At 51.4% G+C, this 18095-nt stretch carries 17 protein-coding genes; 3 read left to right on the top strand and 14 right to left on the bottom strand.

What is annotated here, in order from left to right:
* The first annotated feature begins 199 nt into the window (after positions 1-199).
* Complete coding sequence (locus AC0YNX_RS23245; RefSeq protein ID WP_475818250.1) at positions 200-1213, top strand: LacI family DNA-binding transcriptional regulator; 1014 nt, start codon at positions 200-202, stop codon at positions 1211-1213.
* A 203-nt stretch (positions 1214-1416) separates the two neighbouring features.
* Here the strand turns inward: AC0YNX_RS23245 and AC0YNX_RS23250 are convergent, their stop codons facing one another.
* A complete protein-coding gene (locus AC0YNX_RS23250) occupies positions 1417-2265 on the bottom strand; it encodes a helix-turn-helix domain-containing protein (RefSeq protein WP_475818096.1) in 849 nt (282 codons plus the stop codon).
* 38 nt (positions 2266-2303) lie between these two features.
* Positions 2304-3356, bottom strand: coding sequence for a zinc-dependent alcohol dehydrogenase (locus AC0YNX_RS23255; RefSeq protein ID WP_475818097.1), 1053 nt, complete (start codon positions 3354-3356; stop codon positions 2304-2306).
* A gap of 241 nt (positions 3357-3597) precedes the next feature.
* On the opposite strand from AC0YNX_RS23255, the gene AC0YNX_RS23260 reads away from it, so the two are divergent.
* Positions 3598-3804 carry a helix-turn-helix transcriptional regulator gene (locus AC0YNX_RS23260; protein WP_160396682.1) on the top strand — a complete coding sequence of 69 codons (207 nt, stop codon included), beginning with the start codon at positions 3598-3600 and terminating at the stop codon, positions 3802-3804.
* Positions 3801-4232, top strand: a complete 432-nt coding sequence (locus AC0YNX_RS23265) for a hypothetical protein (RefSeq protein WP_475818098.1) — start codon at positions 3801-3803, stop codon at positions 4230-4232. Before AC0YNX_RS23260 ends, AC0YNX_RS23265 begins: the two co-directional genes overlap by 4 nt.
* A 747-nt stretch (positions 4233-4979) precedes the next feature.
* On the opposite strand, the gene AC0YNX_RS23270 is transcribed toward AC0YNX_RS23265, so the two are convergent.
* The 12 genes from AC0YNX_RS23270 to AC0YNX_RS23325 form a co-directional block, all read right to left on the bottom strand.
* Positions 4980-5963 (bottom strand): ABC transporter ATP-binding protein, encoded by a 984-nt coding sequence (locus AC0YNX_RS23270; protein WP_475818099.1) that lies wholly within the window; start codon positions 5961-5963, stop codon positions 4980-4982.
* On the bottom strand, positions 5960-7027 hold the full coding sequence (locus tag AC0YNX_RS23275; RefSeq protein ID WP_475818100.1) for an ABC transporter ATP-binding protein: 1068 nt from the start codon (positions 7025-7027) through the stop codon (positions 5960-5962). Before AC0YNX_RS23275 ends, AC0YNX_RS23270 begins: the two co-directional genes overlap by 4 nt.
* Positions 6994-7968: an ABC transporter permease gene (locus AC0YNX_RS23280; RefSeq protein WP_475818101.1), complete on the bottom strand. Its 975-nt coding sequence runs from the start codon at positions 7966-7968 to the stop codon at positions 6994-6996. Before AC0YNX_RS23280 ends, AC0YNX_RS23275 begins: the two co-directional genes overlap by 34 nt.
* A complete protein-coding gene (locus AC0YNX_RS23285; RefSeq protein ID WP_475818102.1) occupies positions 7965-8936 on the bottom strand; it encodes an ABC transporter permease in 972 nt (323 codons plus the stop codon). The genes AC0YNX_RS23280 and AC0YNX_RS23285 overlap by 4 nt, the downstream gene beginning before the upstream one ends.
* Before the next feature lie 88 nt (positions 8937-9024).
* Positions 9025-10824: an ABC transporter substrate-binding protein gene (locus tag AC0YNX_RS23290; RefSeq protein ID WP_475818103.1), complete on the bottom strand. Its 1800-nt coding sequence runs from the start codon at positions 10822-10824 to the stop codon at positions 9025-9027.
* A gap of 285 nt (positions 10825-11109) precedes the next feature.
* Complete coding sequence (locus AC0YNX_RS23295; RefSeq protein WP_475818104.1) at positions 11110-11301, bottom strand: Spo0E family sporulation regulatory protein-aspartic acid phosphatase; 192 nt, start codon at positions 11299-11301, stop codon at positions 11110-11112.
* A gap of 186 nt (positions 11302-11487) precedes the next feature.
* On the bottom strand, positions 11488-11799 hold the full coding sequence (locus tag AC0YNX_RS23300) for a MocE family 2Fe-2S type ferredoxin (protein WP_475818105.1): 312 nt from the start codon (positions 11797-11799) through the stop codon (positions 11488-11490).
* A 1-nt stretch (position 11800) separates the two neighbouring features.
* Positions 11801-12898 (bottom strand): fatty acid desaturase family protein, encoded by a 1098-nt coding sequence (locus AC0YNX_RS23305; RefSeq protein WP_475818106.1) that lies wholly within the window; start codon positions 12896-12898, stop codon positions 11801-11803.
* 73 nt (positions 12899-12971) lie between these two features.
* Positions 12972-13997 carry a LacI family DNA-binding transcriptional regulator gene (locus AC0YNX_RS23310; protein WP_475818107.1) on the bottom strand — a complete coding sequence of 342 codons (1026 nt, stop codon included), beginning with the start codon at positions 13995-13997 and terminating at the stop codon, positions 12972-12974.
* A gap of 106 nt (positions 13998-14103) precedes the next feature.
* Positions 14104-15006, bottom strand: coding sequence for a sugar phosphate isomerase/epimerase family protein (locus AC0YNX_RS23315; protein WP_475818108.1), 903 nt, complete (start codon positions 15004-15006; stop codon positions 14104-14106).
* Between the two features lie 115 nt (positions 15007-15121).
* Positions 15122-16261: a Gfo/Idh/MocA family protein gene (locus tag AC0YNX_RS23320; RefSeq protein ID WP_475818109.1), complete on the bottom strand. Its 1140-nt coding sequence runs from the start codon at positions 16259-16261 to the stop codon at positions 15122-15124.
* A 27-nt stretch (positions 16262-16288) separates the two neighbouring features.
* Complete coding sequence (locus AC0YNX_RS23325) at positions 16289-17278, bottom strand: aldose epimerase family protein (protein ID WP_475818110.1); 990 nt, start codon at positions 17276-17278, stop codon at positions 16289-16291.
* Positions 17279-18095 lie beyond the last annotated feature (817 nt).

The following is an 18095-nucleotide window of genomic DNA, read 5'->3' on the forward strand; positions in this document are numbered from 1 at the left end:
CGAGTAAAAATGGCAACGTTGCCATTTTAAGCCGATCATAGCGTATGCCCCTTGAAGCTGTCAACCCGTTCCAACTGATATTCACTCGCTCCTTTGCTAGCATTTTGCACAGAGATTCATTAAGATTGTTGATAGATGGTATCGTTCGCATGAATGAGCCAAGACAACCAAGGAGGAAATTGCAATTAAGAAACCAACTATACATGACGTTGCTGAACGAGCGAAAGTGACGCCCTCCACCGTATCGCGAGTAATGAATGGCTCAAGCCTTGTTAAACCGAAGACCAGGCAACAGGTGCTCGATGCGGTTCAGAGCCTCGGCTATTTGCCGAGCCGAAAGGCGCGAATGTTCAAGTCTGGCAAGAGCGGCATCCTCGGACTTGTTGTGAGCGCACAGCATATTAGTGAGCTTATTTATAATGCAGGCTTCCAATCGCTCTTCAAAGCGCTGACTGAGAAAGCGCATGCCGAGGGCTACAACCTTCTAATCATTACATCAGCCAGCGCAGATTCTGATTCCTTCTTCGATGTTATCAAGAGTCAGGTCGCCGATGGATTTATTATTTTGAGCCCATCCGGGAGCGAGGCGCTTGCTTCGATGCTGGATGAAGCGAGCATTCCTTATGTGTTCAATATGAAGTATTCGAATAACCCCGAGGATCACTACTATGCTTCCCACGATGATGTAGAAGCCGGTTATATCGCGGCGAAATATTTGCTCGATCTGAACCATACCGACATCCGGTTCATCGTCGGCAGCATTAACGGCAATGTGATCTCATTCAACAGCGATCGCATTATAGGCGTGATGAAGGCATTCGCGGAGTACAGCATCCCGTTCCAAGAAAATTGCATCGTCCGTGTTCCGGGCCAGATGGAAGAGAGCTATGCTGCCATCCATCAGCTCCTGCAATCGCAGAAGCCCACGGCGTTTATGATCTCTAATGAAACAACAACGCTCGCTGCACTCAATTATTTCTATGATTACGGCTACCGTGTCCCGCAGGATCTTTCGGTTATCGGGTTCGGTCCGGTCGAATTTCACCGCAGGCTGCGCCCGAATTTAACGAGCGTCAGCTTCGATATCGCTTGGTCGAGCGGCCGAATTGTCGACATGCTGCTCCAGCGGATTGAAGGAGTACCTGTGCTGCCTGAGCCGCCGAGAAAGCCGGAGCTGATTATCCGGGATAGCACCTCTCGCAGGGGGATTTAGGAATGAGACGTTCCCGGGATACTCTCTCAAAACAAAAAAGCACCCACCGCGAACCGCAGGTGAGTGCTTTTTCATATCAAACCACACGCTAGCCCCGTACAGGTTCTGAGCTTTGCGAAGCATATATTTGCGGATTCTGGCGGCGGCATTCTTCGATGATAGCCAGCTGCTGACCAGAGCTCTAGTTGTTGTTCTAGTTCATTTCACGTATGGAAGCCGAATGGCTTATTAAGCTCCCGATACTGTGACGGCGGAACACCCACATAGGATTTGAATAATCGGCTGAATGTCGGGATGCCGCTGAAGCCTGCCGCAAGCGCGATCTCGCCGATGGATAGGTCGCTTGTTTGGAGCAGTGTCTTGGCTTTGAGCACTCTCATCTCGCGGTGAACCTGGATCGGAGACTTTCCGAACAATTCTTTGAAGCGATTGCTGACATACGTCGGATGCATCTGCATTTTCTGGGCTAATTTACCAAGAGACAGATCCTGCTCCGGATGTTGAATAATTTGGGATAATATTTCCAGAAAGCTGTTCGAATGCGAATCTGGGCGATTAACCGCATTCTCATTCATTGCCGATACGAGGATATGATACAGCAGCTCCAATGATTTGGCCTTCTCCAGAATACGGGTCGGCAGAAAACCCGGCGCCGCATTACGGGAAGTCGCGGAGTTCTGAAATTGGATAAAGGCCTGCTCGAACTCGGTCGTATTCTCCAGCTTGAAGATAAGCGGAAGTTGAAACAGGCGGAACACATCAATTAAACCAGCGATATGGAACGTAAAATGCCACCACAGAAAGACGGATTCCTCATTCGTATCCTTGTAATGGTCATGCTCGATATTGGGAGGAATAAGGACAACATGCCCTGTATCTATCGGATAAATCACATCGCCGATTCGTAATGCCGCCTTGCCTTCCTTATGATAAGACATTACATAATAGGGAAGGACGCGACTGAGCTCCTTCAGCTCTCTTCGGCTATGAATGTCGAACTGATGAATATGCAGCGACGCATGCTCGAGCAGCAAGTTCAAGCTTTCGCTCACGTTTCTTCCCTCCCTTATGTCAGTTCCATCTTCATCTATTAAAATCTTACACCCAGCTTGACGCTTCTTTCCGGATGCTGATCTACGAACTGCTCATACCCTTCCGCACATTCAAGGAACGGAATAACAGGATCAATGATTTCCTCGCAATTGATTTGAGCATTCTTAAGGATATTCCAGCATTCGTTCTCGACTCTTCTCCAGCTCCATCTTGGATGGTCAGGGTTCGGCTCGCTGCACGCGCGGGAGAAGATGATCTTCGCGTTATTGAAATGCGCTTCCCGGCCAAAATCAAGTCCGCCCTTGAAGGCGCGAGCCCATCCGACGTAAGCGATGGTGCCGCCATAGGCCAGACCGCGAAGTGAGGATTGGAGCGCCTGATCATTCGCGCTTGTTTCGATGATGACATCGACGCCGAGCTTGCCTGTTGCCTTCTTCAATTCAAGGCCGACATCTTGCGTGAGCGGATCGAATGCAGCATCAGCTCCTGCTCGAAGCGCAGCTTCCCGGCGCCTTGAGATCGGGTCGATGACTGCTACGTAGCTCGCTCCACCGAGGCGTGCCAACTGAGAAGCGATAGCGCCAAGTGCCCCGAGACCGAATATGGCAACTGTGTCGCCGACTCTCATCCCGCTGTCCCGAATTCCGCTGAGGGCGAACTGTGTGGGATCAAAGCACAGCGCATTCTTCCAAGGCATGGTGTCTGGCATTTTGAGCAAATAGTAGTTATCGATTGCGTTTACGATATGCGTTTCACGAATGCCTCCGTACCCGCATACCCGGTCCCCAACCTTATAATCCGTCACGTCCGCTCCTGCTTCCACAATAACGCCGACCCATTGGTTACCCAAATTCCATTTGCCAAATACGTCGGACTTATTCGTCTCGTCCCTCGGAATAAAAGCATGCCACTCTTCATTATAGTAATCGTTCATATGAGGGCTTTCTCCACGGAAATCGGCGAGCTCGGAGCCGTGCTTCGGTGAAGCGTACTGAATCTGAACCTTCACTTGATGCGCCTGAACGACATCATCCTCATACTTGATCAACTCTGCTTTTCTAGGAGAAACCGCTATCAATTTCTGAGTCATAATCATGCTCCTTTTGATTGGCTATGTTTTTCGTAGTAAGCGCTTACGACGACTTAGCCCTAATTATAATGACATCTGCAGAACCCGTATATAGCGGTAATAAATTGATATATAACTGTTTTACAGGTCATTAGTTTTACTCCTGGTTATTTCAAAATGGAAAGTTTGCTTGACATGAGAGAGCGCTGCAGGATATGCTTTCAGTATGGAAAGCCAGCTTTCCATAAGGAGTGTGACCGCATTGAATAACCGTTTAGAAGAAATTCGCAAGCAACGCGGAATTAAGCAAGAAGAATTAGCAGCGGCGCTTGAAGTGTCCAGGCAAACGATTGGTTCGCTGGAGAACGGACGCTATAATCCTTCGATTCTTTTAGCGTTCAAGATTGCCCGTTTTTTCGGTATGAGTATCGAAGAAATCTTTATTTATGAGGAGGATGAGCACGCATGAAAAAATCGACTTCGGCTTATTTTCTTACCTTGGTAGGCGTAATCCTACTGGTAGCTGGTCTGTACTTCATCAAAACCATTGAAGATCCGCAAGGCATACTGCGAGCGTTGCCTTATATCAGCTTTGGGCTTGGCTGTGGTATTTTCGGTCACGGGATGGGAGAAATACTCATTCGACTCGCTATGAAGCATGATCCTGCCGCAGCCAAGCAGCTGGAGATTGACAAGAATGATGAACGTAATTTGGCAATTGCGAATCGGGCAAAAGCGAAAGCCCATGACATGATTGTTTTTCTATTTGGAGCGTTGATTTTAGGATTTTCCTTAATGCGTATAGATAAAATGACGCTATTTCTCTTCGTTGCTGCCTATCTGTTCATCCTTGGGTACGGCACCTATTATCGGGTTAAGTATTATAAAGAGATGTAATGAGCGGCATGGAGCGGCAAGGCTTGACCCGGATCAGCCGGATGGGCCGACGGCTTGGTGAAGCCGGTGCGAAAAAGGCGCTGCGACTAGTTGAGAGAACCTATATGTGCTCTCAGATGGGGAAAACACTGGTTTGCTGTGCTGAGAGAATACATATGTGCTCTCGGAGGGCAAACTAGCCCAATTCTGGTGATGCGAATAGTTGAGAGAATCTATAAGTGCTCTCAGCCAGGGAAAACGCTGGTTTGCTGTGCTGAGAGAACACATATGTGCTCTCGGAGTGCAAACTAGCCCATTTCCTGTGCTGCGACTAGTGAGAGAACCTATACGTGCTCTCAGATGGGGAAAGCGCTGGTTTGCTGTGCAGAGAGAACACATATGTGCTCTCGGATACAACAATGACCTCGTGGGGAATTAGTGAGAGAGGGATTTTCTGCTCTCAGAGGGCTGTTAGGGCTTCTTCGAGGGTTGAGAGAGGCTTTTCCCACTCTCGAGCTGCATTTTCGGGGAGTTTGATGCTCGCGCGCTCTCTGAGAGAGGAATTTTCCTCTCTCAGGTACCTCTTTGGACTTTTTCGAGGATCGAGAGTGGCTCTTCCCCGTTCTCGACCTTTGCAAAAGTGAAAGCGCGGGCTGCCAGCTCCATATGGCGCACCTCCCCTTGCGCAGCACCGCCACCAACCGCAAAGCGCCAATAAACAACAAAAACCCCTCTCAACAATCCAACTTGAGAGGGATTTTTGCTATCTTACTGCAGCGGATAATGGCACGCAACCTGCCGCTCATCCGCCACGCTGAGAAGCTGCGGCTCCTCCGACTTGCAGCGCTCCTGCACGAACGGGCAGCGCGGGTGGAACCGGCAGCCGGACGGCGGGTTGGCTGGCGAAGGCACGTCACCTTGCAGGATGATTCGCTCCTCCCGATGCTCCGTCGTCGGCTTCGGAATAGCGGACAGCAGCACAGATGTATAGGGATGAAGCGGCTTCGCGAACAGCTCCTCGGTCTTGCCCACTTCGACCATTTTCCCCAAGTACATGACTCCTACGCGATCCGAAATATGTCGAACGACGTTCAGGCCATGCGCAATGAACAAATACGTTAAGCCAAGCTCCTTCTGCAGCTTCATCATCAGGTTCAGTACCTGCGACTGCACGGAAACGTCAAGCGCGGACACGGCCTCATCCGCTACGATAAATTTCGGATTAAGTGATATTGCCCGGGCAATACCAATGCGCTGCCGCTGTCCTCCCGAGAATTCATGCGGGTAACGATTGCGTCGCCCGGCATCAAGTCCGACCATCTCCATCAATTCGACAACACGATTATCCATCTCCCGCTCGCTCATTCGACGATGTATGCGCAGCGGCTCAGCTATCAGATCCTTCACTAGGAATCGCGGATTGAGCGAGCCGAAAGGATCCTGGAAGATAATCTGCATCTCCTCGCGCAGCTGGCGAAGCTCCCGACTTCCCGCAGTCAGAATGTTCTTACCGTCATACTTGATCTCGCCGCCTGTAGCGCTTTTTAAATTAAGCAGCACACGAGCGAGCGTAGACTTCCCGCAGCCGGATTCGCCGACAAGACCGAACGTCTCTCCTGCCCGAATGCCGAAGGAGACGTCATCGACCGCTTTCACTTGGCCCACAACCCGATTGAGCAGCCCTGTCTTAATCGGAAAATACTTCTTCACATGATTGGCTTCCACCAAATATCCGCTGCTGCTCCCGCTCATAGCGTCACCTCCGTCTTGCCGCTGATCGTCACTTTTAGCGCATGGCTGCTTGCAGCCGTTTCCGCCGCAGCCGCAGCCGTTCCTTTCAGCTCCGACTCGTCGAGCCAGCAAGCCGCTTTGTGCCCTGACGGCGACGAGAGGAGCGCTGGTTCCTGCTGCTTGCATACCTCCATCGCATACGGGCAGCGCGGATGGAACCGGCAGCCGGTCGGCAGCTGGCTGATTGGCGGTATAACGCCCTTAATCGTGTAAAGCTCGCCGCCGCGTTCGCCCTCCAAGCCCGGGATCGACTTGAGCAGCCCAATCGTATACGGATGGCGCGGCTGCTCGAAGATCTCCTTCACGGTCCCTTCTTCCACGACCGTGCCTGCGTACATCACGGCGATGCGGTCGGCTACCTCTGCCGCGACGCCCATATCATGCGTGATGAGCAGCATCGACATGCTGAACTCCTGCTTTAGCTGCCGCAGCAAATCCAAGATTTGCGCCTGTACCGTTACGTCGAGCGCAGTCGTCGGCTCATCCGCGATAAGCAGCTCGGGGTTGCATGCAAGCGCCATTGCGATAACGACCCGCTGGCACATCCCGCCTGACATCTCGTGCGGATATTGCTTCGCACGCATCTCAGGGTCCGGGATGCCGACACGGCGCAGCATCTCGACGCTCGCCTCCCATGCGAGATGCTTGCTCATTCGCTTATGTACGCGCAGCGCTTCGGCAATCTGATCTCCTACTGTGAAGACGGGATTCAGCGCCGACATCGGATCCTGGAAGATCATCGTAATGCGGTTGCCGCGAAGCTTCAGCATCTCCTGCTGCTTCTTCTTCACGAGATCGCTGCCGCTGAACAGCACCTCTCCTTCCTCAATAAAGCCGCCGGCATAATCAATGAGCCGCATCACAGACATTGCGGTGACGCTCTTGCCGCTACCAGATTCACCGACGACGCACAGCGTCTGTCCGCGATCCAGTTCAAGAGAGACGCGGTCCGTTGCTTTGACGAACCCTTTTTCCGTCAGGAAGCCAGCCGTTAAATTCCGGATTTGGAGAACTTTTTCCGCCATTGTGCCAGCCTCCTTCGAGGAATTGTCGTCATCCTTGGATCGAGTCCGTCACGAATGCCATCGCCGATAAAGTTCACAGCGAGCACGACGATAAGGATACATAAACCCGGGTAGAGCGCCTGCAGAGGATCGGTCAGCATGAACTCCTGCGCGTTGCTCAGCATCAGTCCCCAGCTCGTATCCGGCGTCTGCACGCCTAGTCCTAAGTAAGATAGAGCAGATTCACTCAGGATTGCACCGCCAACCATCAGCGTGGCCGTTACGATAATCGGAGCGGTCGCATTGCGAAGCAGATGGCGAAAAATAATGCCAAGATGCGAGACGCCAATCGCCTTCGCCGCTTCCACATACTGCATCTCCCGCAGCTGCAGATACGTTCCCCGAACAAGCCGTGCAACGCCCATCCAGCTCGTAAAGGCGAGCACAAGAATCATATAAGACATTTTGGAACCAAAAATCGCTAGAATGAGAATGTTCAGAAATAGAGACGGAATCGAGTTCATCACATCGACGAAGCGCATCGCAATCGTATCGACCCAGCCGCCGAAATATCCGGCGAACGCGCCGACAATCGTCCCGATGAAAACGGAGACGAAGGCGACAGCGAAGCCGACGGTCAGCGAGATGCGGCTGCTGTACAGAAGGCGGGATAGAATGTCGCGGCCGAGCTCATCGGTACCGAGCGGATGCCCGCTTGCGCCAGCATGGAGATTCGGTAACATCATATCAATGCGCGTCGGATCGTATGGCGAGATCCAATGGGCACATACAGCTGCAATGATAAAGATGGAAAGAATGATAAGCCCAGCGACGGCGAACGGGTTCTGCACGAACTTCTTCCATGCCGTTCTCCATGGTCCCGGCGGTCGCTTGTCGGCGGGCGGTTTCACACCAACCGATGAAACCGTCACTGTCGCTTGCTCCAGCTTCAGCTCGCTCATCGCGCCACGCTCCCTTTGCCGCCAAGCTGCACGCGGGGATCAACGATGGCATACAGAATGTCCGCGATCAGGTTCCCGACTACGACAATGACCGAAACCACTAGCGTTATAGACATCAGGACGGAATATTCACGGGCAACGGCCATATCGACGAACAGCCTCCCCATTCCCGGCCAATTGAACACTCGCTCGGTAAGCGCAGCGCCGCCAACAAGGATTGGAAGGTCCAGCCCAAGGATCGTAATGATCGGAATGAGTGCGTTGCGAAGCGCATGCCGGAAGACAACCCGACCTTCACGAAGACCTTTTGCCCGAGCTGTACGGATATAATCCTGGCCGAGTACCTCCAGCATGCTCGCCTTCGCATACTTCGTGTAGGAAGCGAGAAAGCCGAGCGTCAGCACCGATACTGGCAAGATGAGATGCAAGAACAAATCGCCGAGGTTCCCTTCCTTGCCCATGGTGTACATATCGGATAAGGGCAGCCAATCGAGCTTCAGCGAGAAATATTCTTGAAGAATGATACCGAACCAGAACGTCGGCATCGCGAACCCGATATACGAAATAAAGGATGAGGTCTGATCGGAGAAGCCGTACTGGGACGTACTGTTATAGATTCCCCAGGGAATTGCAATAAGGAGCGAGAACAACCATGCGACGCCCATGAGCACCATCGTATTCTTCACCGTCGGCCATAGAATGTCGCCAACCGGGATATGATTCTTGAACGTGTAGCCGAGGTCGCCTGTCAGCAGATTGCCGAGCCAGATCGAATATTGTACGATGACCGGGCGATCCAGCCCGAGGTTATGTGCCTGAATCTTCGCTGCTTCCGGTGAAAGTCCCGGTGCTAGAAACACTTGCGTCGGACCGCCGGGGGCCGCATGAATCATCGCAAAGGTTAGGATGGAGATAAAGAATAGCACGACTACAGATTGAAATAAACGGCGTATGAGATATTCGGTCATTCGGAACTAGCCCCCCCTTCAATCCTGAATACAGGAGAAGAGCCCCTAGGCTCTTCTCCTGATTAGACTGCGCGATATGAACTACTGATTATTGCTTTGTTGACCACCAATTGATAGCGTGGAACAGATACCCGTAGCCAAGCGACGATTCCGGCTTATCTTCCTCTGCCCAGTGCAGCGTCGATTGATCGATGACTTGCGGAAGACCATACTGATACAGGAATACATAAGGGAGATCGACCGAAATTTCTTTGCCGATTTGGTGATAGACGTCTGCGCGCGCAGCTTGGTCGGTCGTTAGCTGACCCTTCGTCCAGAGCGCGTCGATTGTTTCGTTCTTATACCAGCCGCCGTTCTGGCCTGCAGGCGGGTAGTACTTGGAGGAGAAGATGCTCTCTGCATCCGGATCCGGATTGGACAGCGACCACGAAAGCAGAATGGCAGGGAATTTACCCGGTGTAATGTTCTGGTCAATCCAGGTTGCGAAGTCAATGCCCTTCGGCGTTACTTCGATGCCGACATCCTTCAGGTTCTGTTGAATGACAGCAGCTACCTGTTCGCGGCGGCTGTTGCCTGCGTTGTACTGAAGCTCGAAGGAGAAGCGGTGGCCGTCCTTCACGAGAATACCGTCTTTGCCAGCTACCCAGCCGTCTTCCGCGAGCAAGCTCTTCGCTTTCTCTGGATCGAATGCGTAGTTGACCGCTTGATCGCCCGGATCTGCCCATGAGCCCGGCAGGAATGGCGAGTTCATCAGCTTGCCAGTGCCTTTCAGGACGTTATCCACCATGCCTTGACGGTTCAGTGCATTCGCGATGGCTTGACGCGTCTTCTGGCCTTTGAATGGTGAATATTTATCCGGGAAGTTCTCATCCTTGAAGTTGAACTGTACATATTCGTATTGCGGACCTGGCGCCAGAATCGTGCTCAGCTTGTCATTGCCTTTAATCGCATCCATCGAAGTGACCGGAATCGCTTCAGACATTTGGATGTCGCCTTTGATCAACGCTTGAACCTCTGTATTCTGGTCGGCATAGATCTTGTAGATCACCTTCGCGATATGCGGCTTCACTTCGCCCCAGTAGTTCGGGTTCGTCTCCAGCGTAATGTACTGCCCTTGCTTCCATTCGGAGAATTTCCAAGGTCCGCTGGTAACCGTCTTCGCTGGATCAACGCCATATGCATTCTTGCTCAGTTCCTTCACTGGCACATCCTTCAGAACATGCTGCGGAACGAGCGAGCTGTACAGCGAGTATTGGAACGGCGCGTACACCTGCTTCAGCTTGAATTCCACGGTGTAATCGTCGATCTTCGTAATCGTATCGATCTTGTCAAAGGCGCTGATGCCTGGCGCTCCGGCGTCCGGATTGCGAACGGTGTTGTATGTAAACAGAACGTCATCGGCATTCAGCGGCTGACCGTCATTCCATTTCACCGTATTCTTCAGCTTCACCGTGTAGGTTTTGCCGTCAGCGCTAATCTGCGGAAGCTCTGCTGCAATCGACCAAGGCTCTACTGCCAGATTTGCATTGCGATCAACATCATAGAGTCTAGCATTAATGAGGTTCTCAATATCACCGGAAGAAGTATCGTTGATGTAAATGGGGTTGACGGAGACGATGTCGGAGAAGGTGCCAATGGTGAGTGTACCGCCGTCTACTGGAGTGTTTGGATCAGGAGTAGCTGTGTTATTCGTCGCCTTGGAGTCGTCTGTCGTCGTGGAGTTGTTCGTTGCTTTGTTCGTAGAGTTCGACGTGGTGTTTGAATTCGCGCTGTTGTTACTCTTATTACCGTTACTGCTGTTGTTGTCGGAATTGCCGCAACCACCTAGTAGAACTCCGACTAGCGCGATGACTGATAAGCAGGCAAACCATTTCATTCGTTTGCTCATCTTTCTCGTTCCTCCCTCGTCCAATAAGCTTCAAAAGTTTAAATATCTCTACTTTTTAGAATTTACCAGATAAATAGAAATTGCACAAAGCCTTTTTTAGAATTTTTAAACAATTCAGTTAATTATTTAGCCAAACTTTATTTGACATTCTGGCTTGTTCCTATAGACTTGCCACCCATTATCGGATATGCATGAGATCGTTATTCGGCTGCACAAGAAAAGACCTGCTTGTCCTACCGGAACTTCCGGCAAGCAAGCAGGTCTTGCTACTCTATCCATAATCTCCTAGCCTAATCGGTGCAGCTTCTTCTGTTTGAGCTTCTGATACGCGACGATGTAACGATCTAACCGCTGGCTGATGGAAACGACTTGTTCATGAGTGAAACTACCGTACGTAGAGGCTCTGTCAATCATTTCATATCTTATTGACTCAATTCGCTGTGCAAGAAATGATTCCATCGTAATCACTCCGTTCATCGTAGGGTTGTTTGCTTGCTCTCATTATAACTGCTAGCTTTTAGGAGAATATTAGGAGACTATTAGTTTCAGCTAAAAATTGCATGAAAGGATATAAAAAAGCGGCCGCCTACGGCTAATACTTAAGCCGAAGAACATGCCGCTTATACGAATGACTGCTATAAACCTGCTTATCCGATCAATTGACTACTCAATGTCGATAAATACCTTGCCCGCTTCTACTTTCACCGAGTACGTCTGCAAATCTTTGCAAGCCGGTACGCGTACAGCAGCGCCGCTCGTAATGTCGAATCTGCCGTTGTGCTTCGGGCATTCAATTAATTTGCCCATTACAAGTCCGTCCGCCAGATGGAATTTGCCGTGCGTGCAGAAGCCGTCCGTTGCGTAATAGTCGCCTTTGTCGGTACGGTATACCGCGTAAGTGTTCTCCTCTTGATCGAATCGGATCACGTCTTCCACTTCGATTTCGCCTGCTTCACATACTTCAACCCATGCCATATTATGCTTCACTCCTTGTTAGTTCAAGTTCATCTTCATCCGGTCCATAGCGGTAAGGCAGCGCTGTTGTTGGCAGCGGCTTTACGACCACATAAGCCGGGTCATCCTTCTGTTTGCGCAGAGCGCCGATCACTTCGCGAAGAGCAGCCCATAGGCTAGGGCGAGCTTCCGGGCAATCGTGCTTCATCGCCTCATGCAGCTTCGGCAGCGCATGATACGGAACCATCGGGAACATATGGTGCTCTGTGTGATAGTTCATGTTCCAGTAGAGGAAACGGAAGATCCTGTTCATATAGATTGTCCGCGTATTCAGCCTATGATCCAGCACATCCTCATACAGGCCAAGATGCTGCGTAACGCCGAACGTCAGCACGAGCAAGAAACCGTAGAACGTAGGCAGAATAATAAACATTGCCGGCAAAATGCTGCCCGCCCAGATACATGCGGCAATAACAGCCAGGAAGATCAGCATGTAGATGCGCGCCTCGCGAAATACCTTGTAGTGCTCCGTAGCAGGGATATATTCCTTCTCTTGCTCTTCTAGCTTGCCAAACGTGTGCAAAATGAATCTTTTTATCTCAATGGGTCCCCCGTAAAGGTGGAAGATTTGCATATAGAGGATCTTCCAAATCGGAGGTCTTGCCGTGATAATCTCTGGATCTCGGCCGACGATAATCGTATCGGTATGATGGCGTGCATGGCTCCAGCGCCATGGCGTTGCGGATCGAAGCACGCAGAACGAAGCGATATGATAGACGACATCGTTCATCCAAGGCGTCTTGAACGCCGTTCCGTGTCCGCACTCATGCCATCTGGAATCTCCAGGCGAAGCATAAAGCGTGCCGTAAAGGAAGAACGCCGGTATCGCCCACCACGTGCCCCAAGACAGGTACGCAATGTACCCAAGCACGATCAAACCTGCGAACCAGATCAGGGTATCCCTGATTGCGGGTCCATCCTTGCGCTTCATAAGCTCCTTCATCTTCGCACGCGGGATTGGCGTGGCATGCCACTGCGCGGATGCCAAACCTTTCTCATCGGCGCGTTTGCTCTCCGGCCCTTTCAAGCTGTAATCTCTTCGTTGTACAACGATGGCCATACGAATCTCCTCCTCGTCTCATTTGCATGGTAAATTGTGTGCCCGGGCACGAAAAATTGTAAAAAAGAAACCCCTATAGACTCTCGGGGATATAAATATGGGTTTCTGTAAAATAGTATTCCGTCTCAGGCTGCTTGCCTGCAAATACGAGATCGAACAGCAGTCGCAGGGATAAGTAGCCTTGTCTCTCTGGATTCTGAACAATAGTGAAATCTATAATTCTATCGCGTAATCCTTGCTCCACCGAGGGAAGCATGTCGTTGCTCACAACCCGTATCTTCCCTGCCAAGTGATGAAGCTTGATGACTTCCAAGCAAGCGTCGGTATCGCCTGTCGCCATATAGATGCCGTCAATATCGGCGTGTTCGCTTAACGTCTGATTCAGTTGCGCATACGTATCCTCATAACGGTCGAACCCTTCGATGACGCGCTCCACTTGAATGCGGCTGCCGCCATCCACCAGTCCTTGCTTGAACCCTTCCACCCTTGAACGGTGGGCGTGGAACTTCAAGTTACCGGTAACGACAACAACCTTCGCATCCACGGGAAGCGCCCTGTTCATCAGGCCCGCCGCTACAACGCCGCTCTTGTGTAGATCCTGACCGACGAAGCAGACGCGCTTGCTGCCCTCTACATCCGAATTGAACGTAACGACCGGCACGTTCTTCTGCGCCGAGTAGTTGATGCTCTCGCGGATTAGCTCATCGTCCATGACGGAGAACATAATGCCGCTCACGCCAATCTCTACAAGCTCGCGGATCGCTGCCGCCCCTTCCTCGGGACGCTTATTATCCACATACCGATATTCCAACCTGACGCCGAGATCCTTCAGTTCTTCCGCCGCGCTGCTGATCCCGCTTCGAATCAATTCGAAGAATATGATCTCTTTGGGAGGCATGACGATGCCAAGCGTAACGGGCTTCTTCTGGTAAGCAAGCGCTTTGGCCGCAATGTTCGGCACGTAGTTGAGTTCATTCACAATTTCAAGTATCCGGTCACGCACTTCCGGCTTCACGCCGGGGCGATCATTGAGCACACGGTCGACAGTTCCTCTCGATACTCCTGCATGCTTGGCAATTTCTCTTATCGTAACAGTCATAGTTCACTCCTGTGAAAGCTGCATGTTGCTCCTTGTGCCATAAGCATTATCATTATAGTGCGAAATGGTTCATTCCTACAAGAGCCAGCAGAAGAGACGTTACCCTTTAGACCCCAACTTGCTTCAGCTTGCCGTCGAGGAATTTTTTCGCGCGTGGAATGTCTTCCTCTTCCAGATGCTCAATAATGATCGGCACATTCGGATGAAGCTTCGCGAGGCGCTCCAGGTAGAGATCATAGTTCAGGTTGCCAAGCCCTGGAGCCGGCAGTTCAACAGCGCCAGCGCCGCGGAACGAATGCGACTCGGAAGCGTCGATATTCGCGTGCTTCTCGCCTGTATCTTCAGCAGGCTTGCAGTCTTTGGCGTGAGCGATTTTGATTTTGTCGCCAAGCGTATTGAAAATGCGGTGCAGAGTCTCGTCAATATGGTTAATGTTCGTATCTGTGTAATAGTTCGTCGGATCCATCAAGAGGCCAAGACCAGGGTGATTCACATCCGAGAAGAGACGAGCAACTTGGTCAACGGAACCAATTACGTTGTTCACATAGTTCTCTACGAGGAACATTGCGCCGTGGTCATACGCGAACTTCGCGAGGTCTTCGATCTGCTTGCATACTTCTTCGTAAGCCTCTTCAGTGCCGTTCTTCGGATCCCACACCCAGTCGCTCTCCGTGTTGAATGTGCCTGTCTCGCTGACGACATACGGGCTGCCAAGGTCACGCGCAAACTGGATCGTTTTCTTCAAACCGTGAATATTCTCGCGGCGCTTAACCGGATCGCTATGGATAATATTCGTGTAACCCGAAACGCAGACGATCGGAAGGTTGGCGTCACGGAACGCATCGCGGATCGTGCGGCACTTCTCTTTCGTTAGGGCATCAGGCGACAGATCCATGCCTTTGAACGCAAGGTCCAGTTGGACGCAGGAGAAGCCGTCTCTCTTCATTCGAGCAATGGACTCCTCCAGGGAGTAAGGATAATAAGCGTTAAAAATACCGACTGATAACATGTGGTAGCCTCCTACGATAATTTATATAAGTTACTGAAAGCGATAAGTTACCAGATACGATAACCTACTGAGAGCGATACGTTGCAAAATACGATAACCCACTTTATACGATGAGTTACAATACTTCGTTGAATTGTACGGTTCTGCCTTCGGCAATGGACTTGTAGCATGCATCAACCGCTGCCATTGTCCGCAAGTTATCACGTCCGCCGATTTCCGGCTCCGTGTCCGATTCCACTGCGCGAAGCAGCTGCGCCATTGTTCCTTGGAATGCATCCGGGAACCAGACAGAATCCCACTCCGGACGAATCCACTCATTCGGTGCTTGCCGCGTTGTGAAAGCAATCGTGCTCGGCGAATGCTCCGGATATTTCGGCCAGCCGATCGTGCCGGTCGCCATGCCATCCAGACCTTCGACGCGCCATTTGATATAAATGTCTTTCTCCGTGCCTTCACCCGGCCACGCCCAAACATCGTCGAGGCTCGTTGCCATCATCTCGTTCGCATATTGGAACGTGTACTGCGAGATACCGTCAATATGCTTGAACTGCGTGCGCGGATCTCTGCGTGTAACCGCAGTGATTTTCTCCGGATCTCCGAACAGATAACGGAAGGAATCAATATGATGGATGCCCATGTTCAAAATCTCGATCTGATCGTACTGCTCCAGGAACGCCTGCCAGTGCGGAATCGCACGCATCTCGATCGTCGCCAGCACCGGTTCTCCGAGCAGGCCTCGGTCAAGAATGGCCTTGAGCGCACGAATCGACTGGTCATAACGCATGTTCGAGTTAACGGCAACTTTAATGCCAGCAGCCTCGCACAGTTCGACGATTTCACGCGCTTCGCGCGAGTTCATCGCTAGCGGCTTCTGGCACAGAATGCCACGAATATGCGGCTGCTTCACCGCTTCGCGGACAACTTCAAGCTGTTTGTCCGGCGGGAATGCAACATCAAGAATCTCGATTTCGGGATCGCGTACTAACTCTTCCCAAGTGCGGTGTACCTTCGGAATGCCGCGTACTTCCGCGACAGCCTTCGCGTTCTCATAAGTGCGCGATGCGATCGCCACCGGGTTAAAACCTGCGTCGCGATATGCGACAAGATGGCAGTCCCGCATAATAAATCCGGAGCCGATACAGCCGATCCGGTAATCTTTCCGCTGAGGCATCTCCGGTTTGATAGCCGCTGCGAAATCGATGCCGATTTTCTCAGCGATACTGCTGTTGTTGCTAATGCTATTGCTAAGCTCCATCACTGTGCGCTCCTTCTTCTTCTTGAATTAGTTTGACTCTGTCCACAGAGCCGTCGTCAGTCGGCGTTCTTCACCAGGGCGAATCCCCTGAGCGCCCGTCAGCTCGCTTGCATAGGGTAAATTAAACGCGTCGGTTACATAGGTATATGGCTCAATGGAGAACGCTTCGTCCCAATTCGGACGGAACAGCAGCACATAAGGGAATGCTTCATCCAATTGGTATGCAATGGTGTAGCCCCGCTGCGGAATCGCGATGCGGCAGATTGAGTCTGCTGCTTGATCGAGCGTCAGCAAGGAACAGCCTAGAACAGGATAGTCCGCTAGGTCAATGCCTTCTTCGCTAATGTTGCGGCTAAATTCCGTTACAGAAGGCAAGTCCGTAACAAACGCCTGATTCGTAACCGGCCATTCGTCCTTCGCAGGCACTTGAAGCACGGCCTTGTTACCGCTTTCATACGGTACCGAGAAATAAGGATGCAAGCCATATGCGAACGGTGCATCTTCAGTGCCTTCGTTCACGATGGAGCTCTCCATGTGGAGCTTCCCGTCAACGAGCCGGTACGTGATTGTAAAAGATAACGGATGCGGATAATAATCCATAATGTCCGGATGCTCGCTAAAGCTGAACCGGCTCTTCGCCCATGCGCCGAAGCCATCTAAGGCGCCAAACTCGACGAGATGCCAGCCTCTGCTAATCAGCTCTCCATGTAGGTGAAAATGCGGTGGTTCATTAATCGGCAGTTGGTATGTGCGTCCATTGAATGTATAAGTTCCTTCGCGAACCCGATTCGGCGGAAAAAGAATCGGCGTGCCGTATTTGGAACACGCGAATGTTTCATTCTGCAGCGTCTGCAGGGATACTGCCGTCTTAATAACTTCATGTCCGCCTTGCTCAAAGCTGAATAGATTGTTGCCGATATCGGGAATCAGCTTGGCGATGCTATCGCTGTCTGAGTCCTTGAGCACGATCGTATTAAAGCCGTCTTGAACACGGAGTTCAGCTGAATATCTGCCCATTTCTTCCCCTCCTGGCTTATAAACAAATGATTGCCAGAGCGTAGGCGCACTGTTACCTCATGCTTTGTGCCCGGGCACATTTGATTATATACCTCTCTTTTGAATCGTTCAATAGTATTTCATGCACTCGAGAAAAATTTAAGAATTGGAGTACAAAGCTCTGCATTCGGCTGCAAAATTCTCCTTCGTGCTCGACTGGCGATCATGGAGGGGATGCTGAGGTGAACGGAAGAGAACGCGGTAAGGGGCGAATCTCCGCTTCCGCCTGCGCGTCTGCGATCCGGTGCATCTGGTGAATCAGGCGGTAACATTCGCCTTGCGGGAGCGTACCAGCATGAGGTGCTCGAGCTTGCAGGAGTGTACCAGAACGAATTGCGCGAGCGCCCCTTGCCTGAGTATAGGCGGCAACGTCAGCCGCTTCTGCGATCCACGGCTAACGGAACGTATAAACCTTATTCACGCGAAAATAGCTCTACTCTCGCTCTAACGGTACCCAGCGTCGTTATCGGGTCAAAATGAAGCGTAAAGTACAGTATTGGAGCCAAATAACGCTTCCTGAGTCCGTTAGAATTTCAAAAGGGGCAAATTCGACCGAATAACGCTTCCTGAGTCCGTTAGAAGCTTGGAGGCTGCCGCCCCTGTCTTGATTGAAGATCCCTCGCGACTCGTTTGCAGCTAGAATCGGCTCTTCGACTAGACCAAAGCCGTTACCGCCAGCCAGCTGCCAGCAACTCGCTCAAGAGTAACCCCTTTCAAACGCTAACTCCATCGACGTTATTGAGCCAATAGCGCCGCTTTGGTTGGCGGAGAGGAGGTG

Source organism: Paenibacillus sp. J31R98, assembly GCF_056269245.1.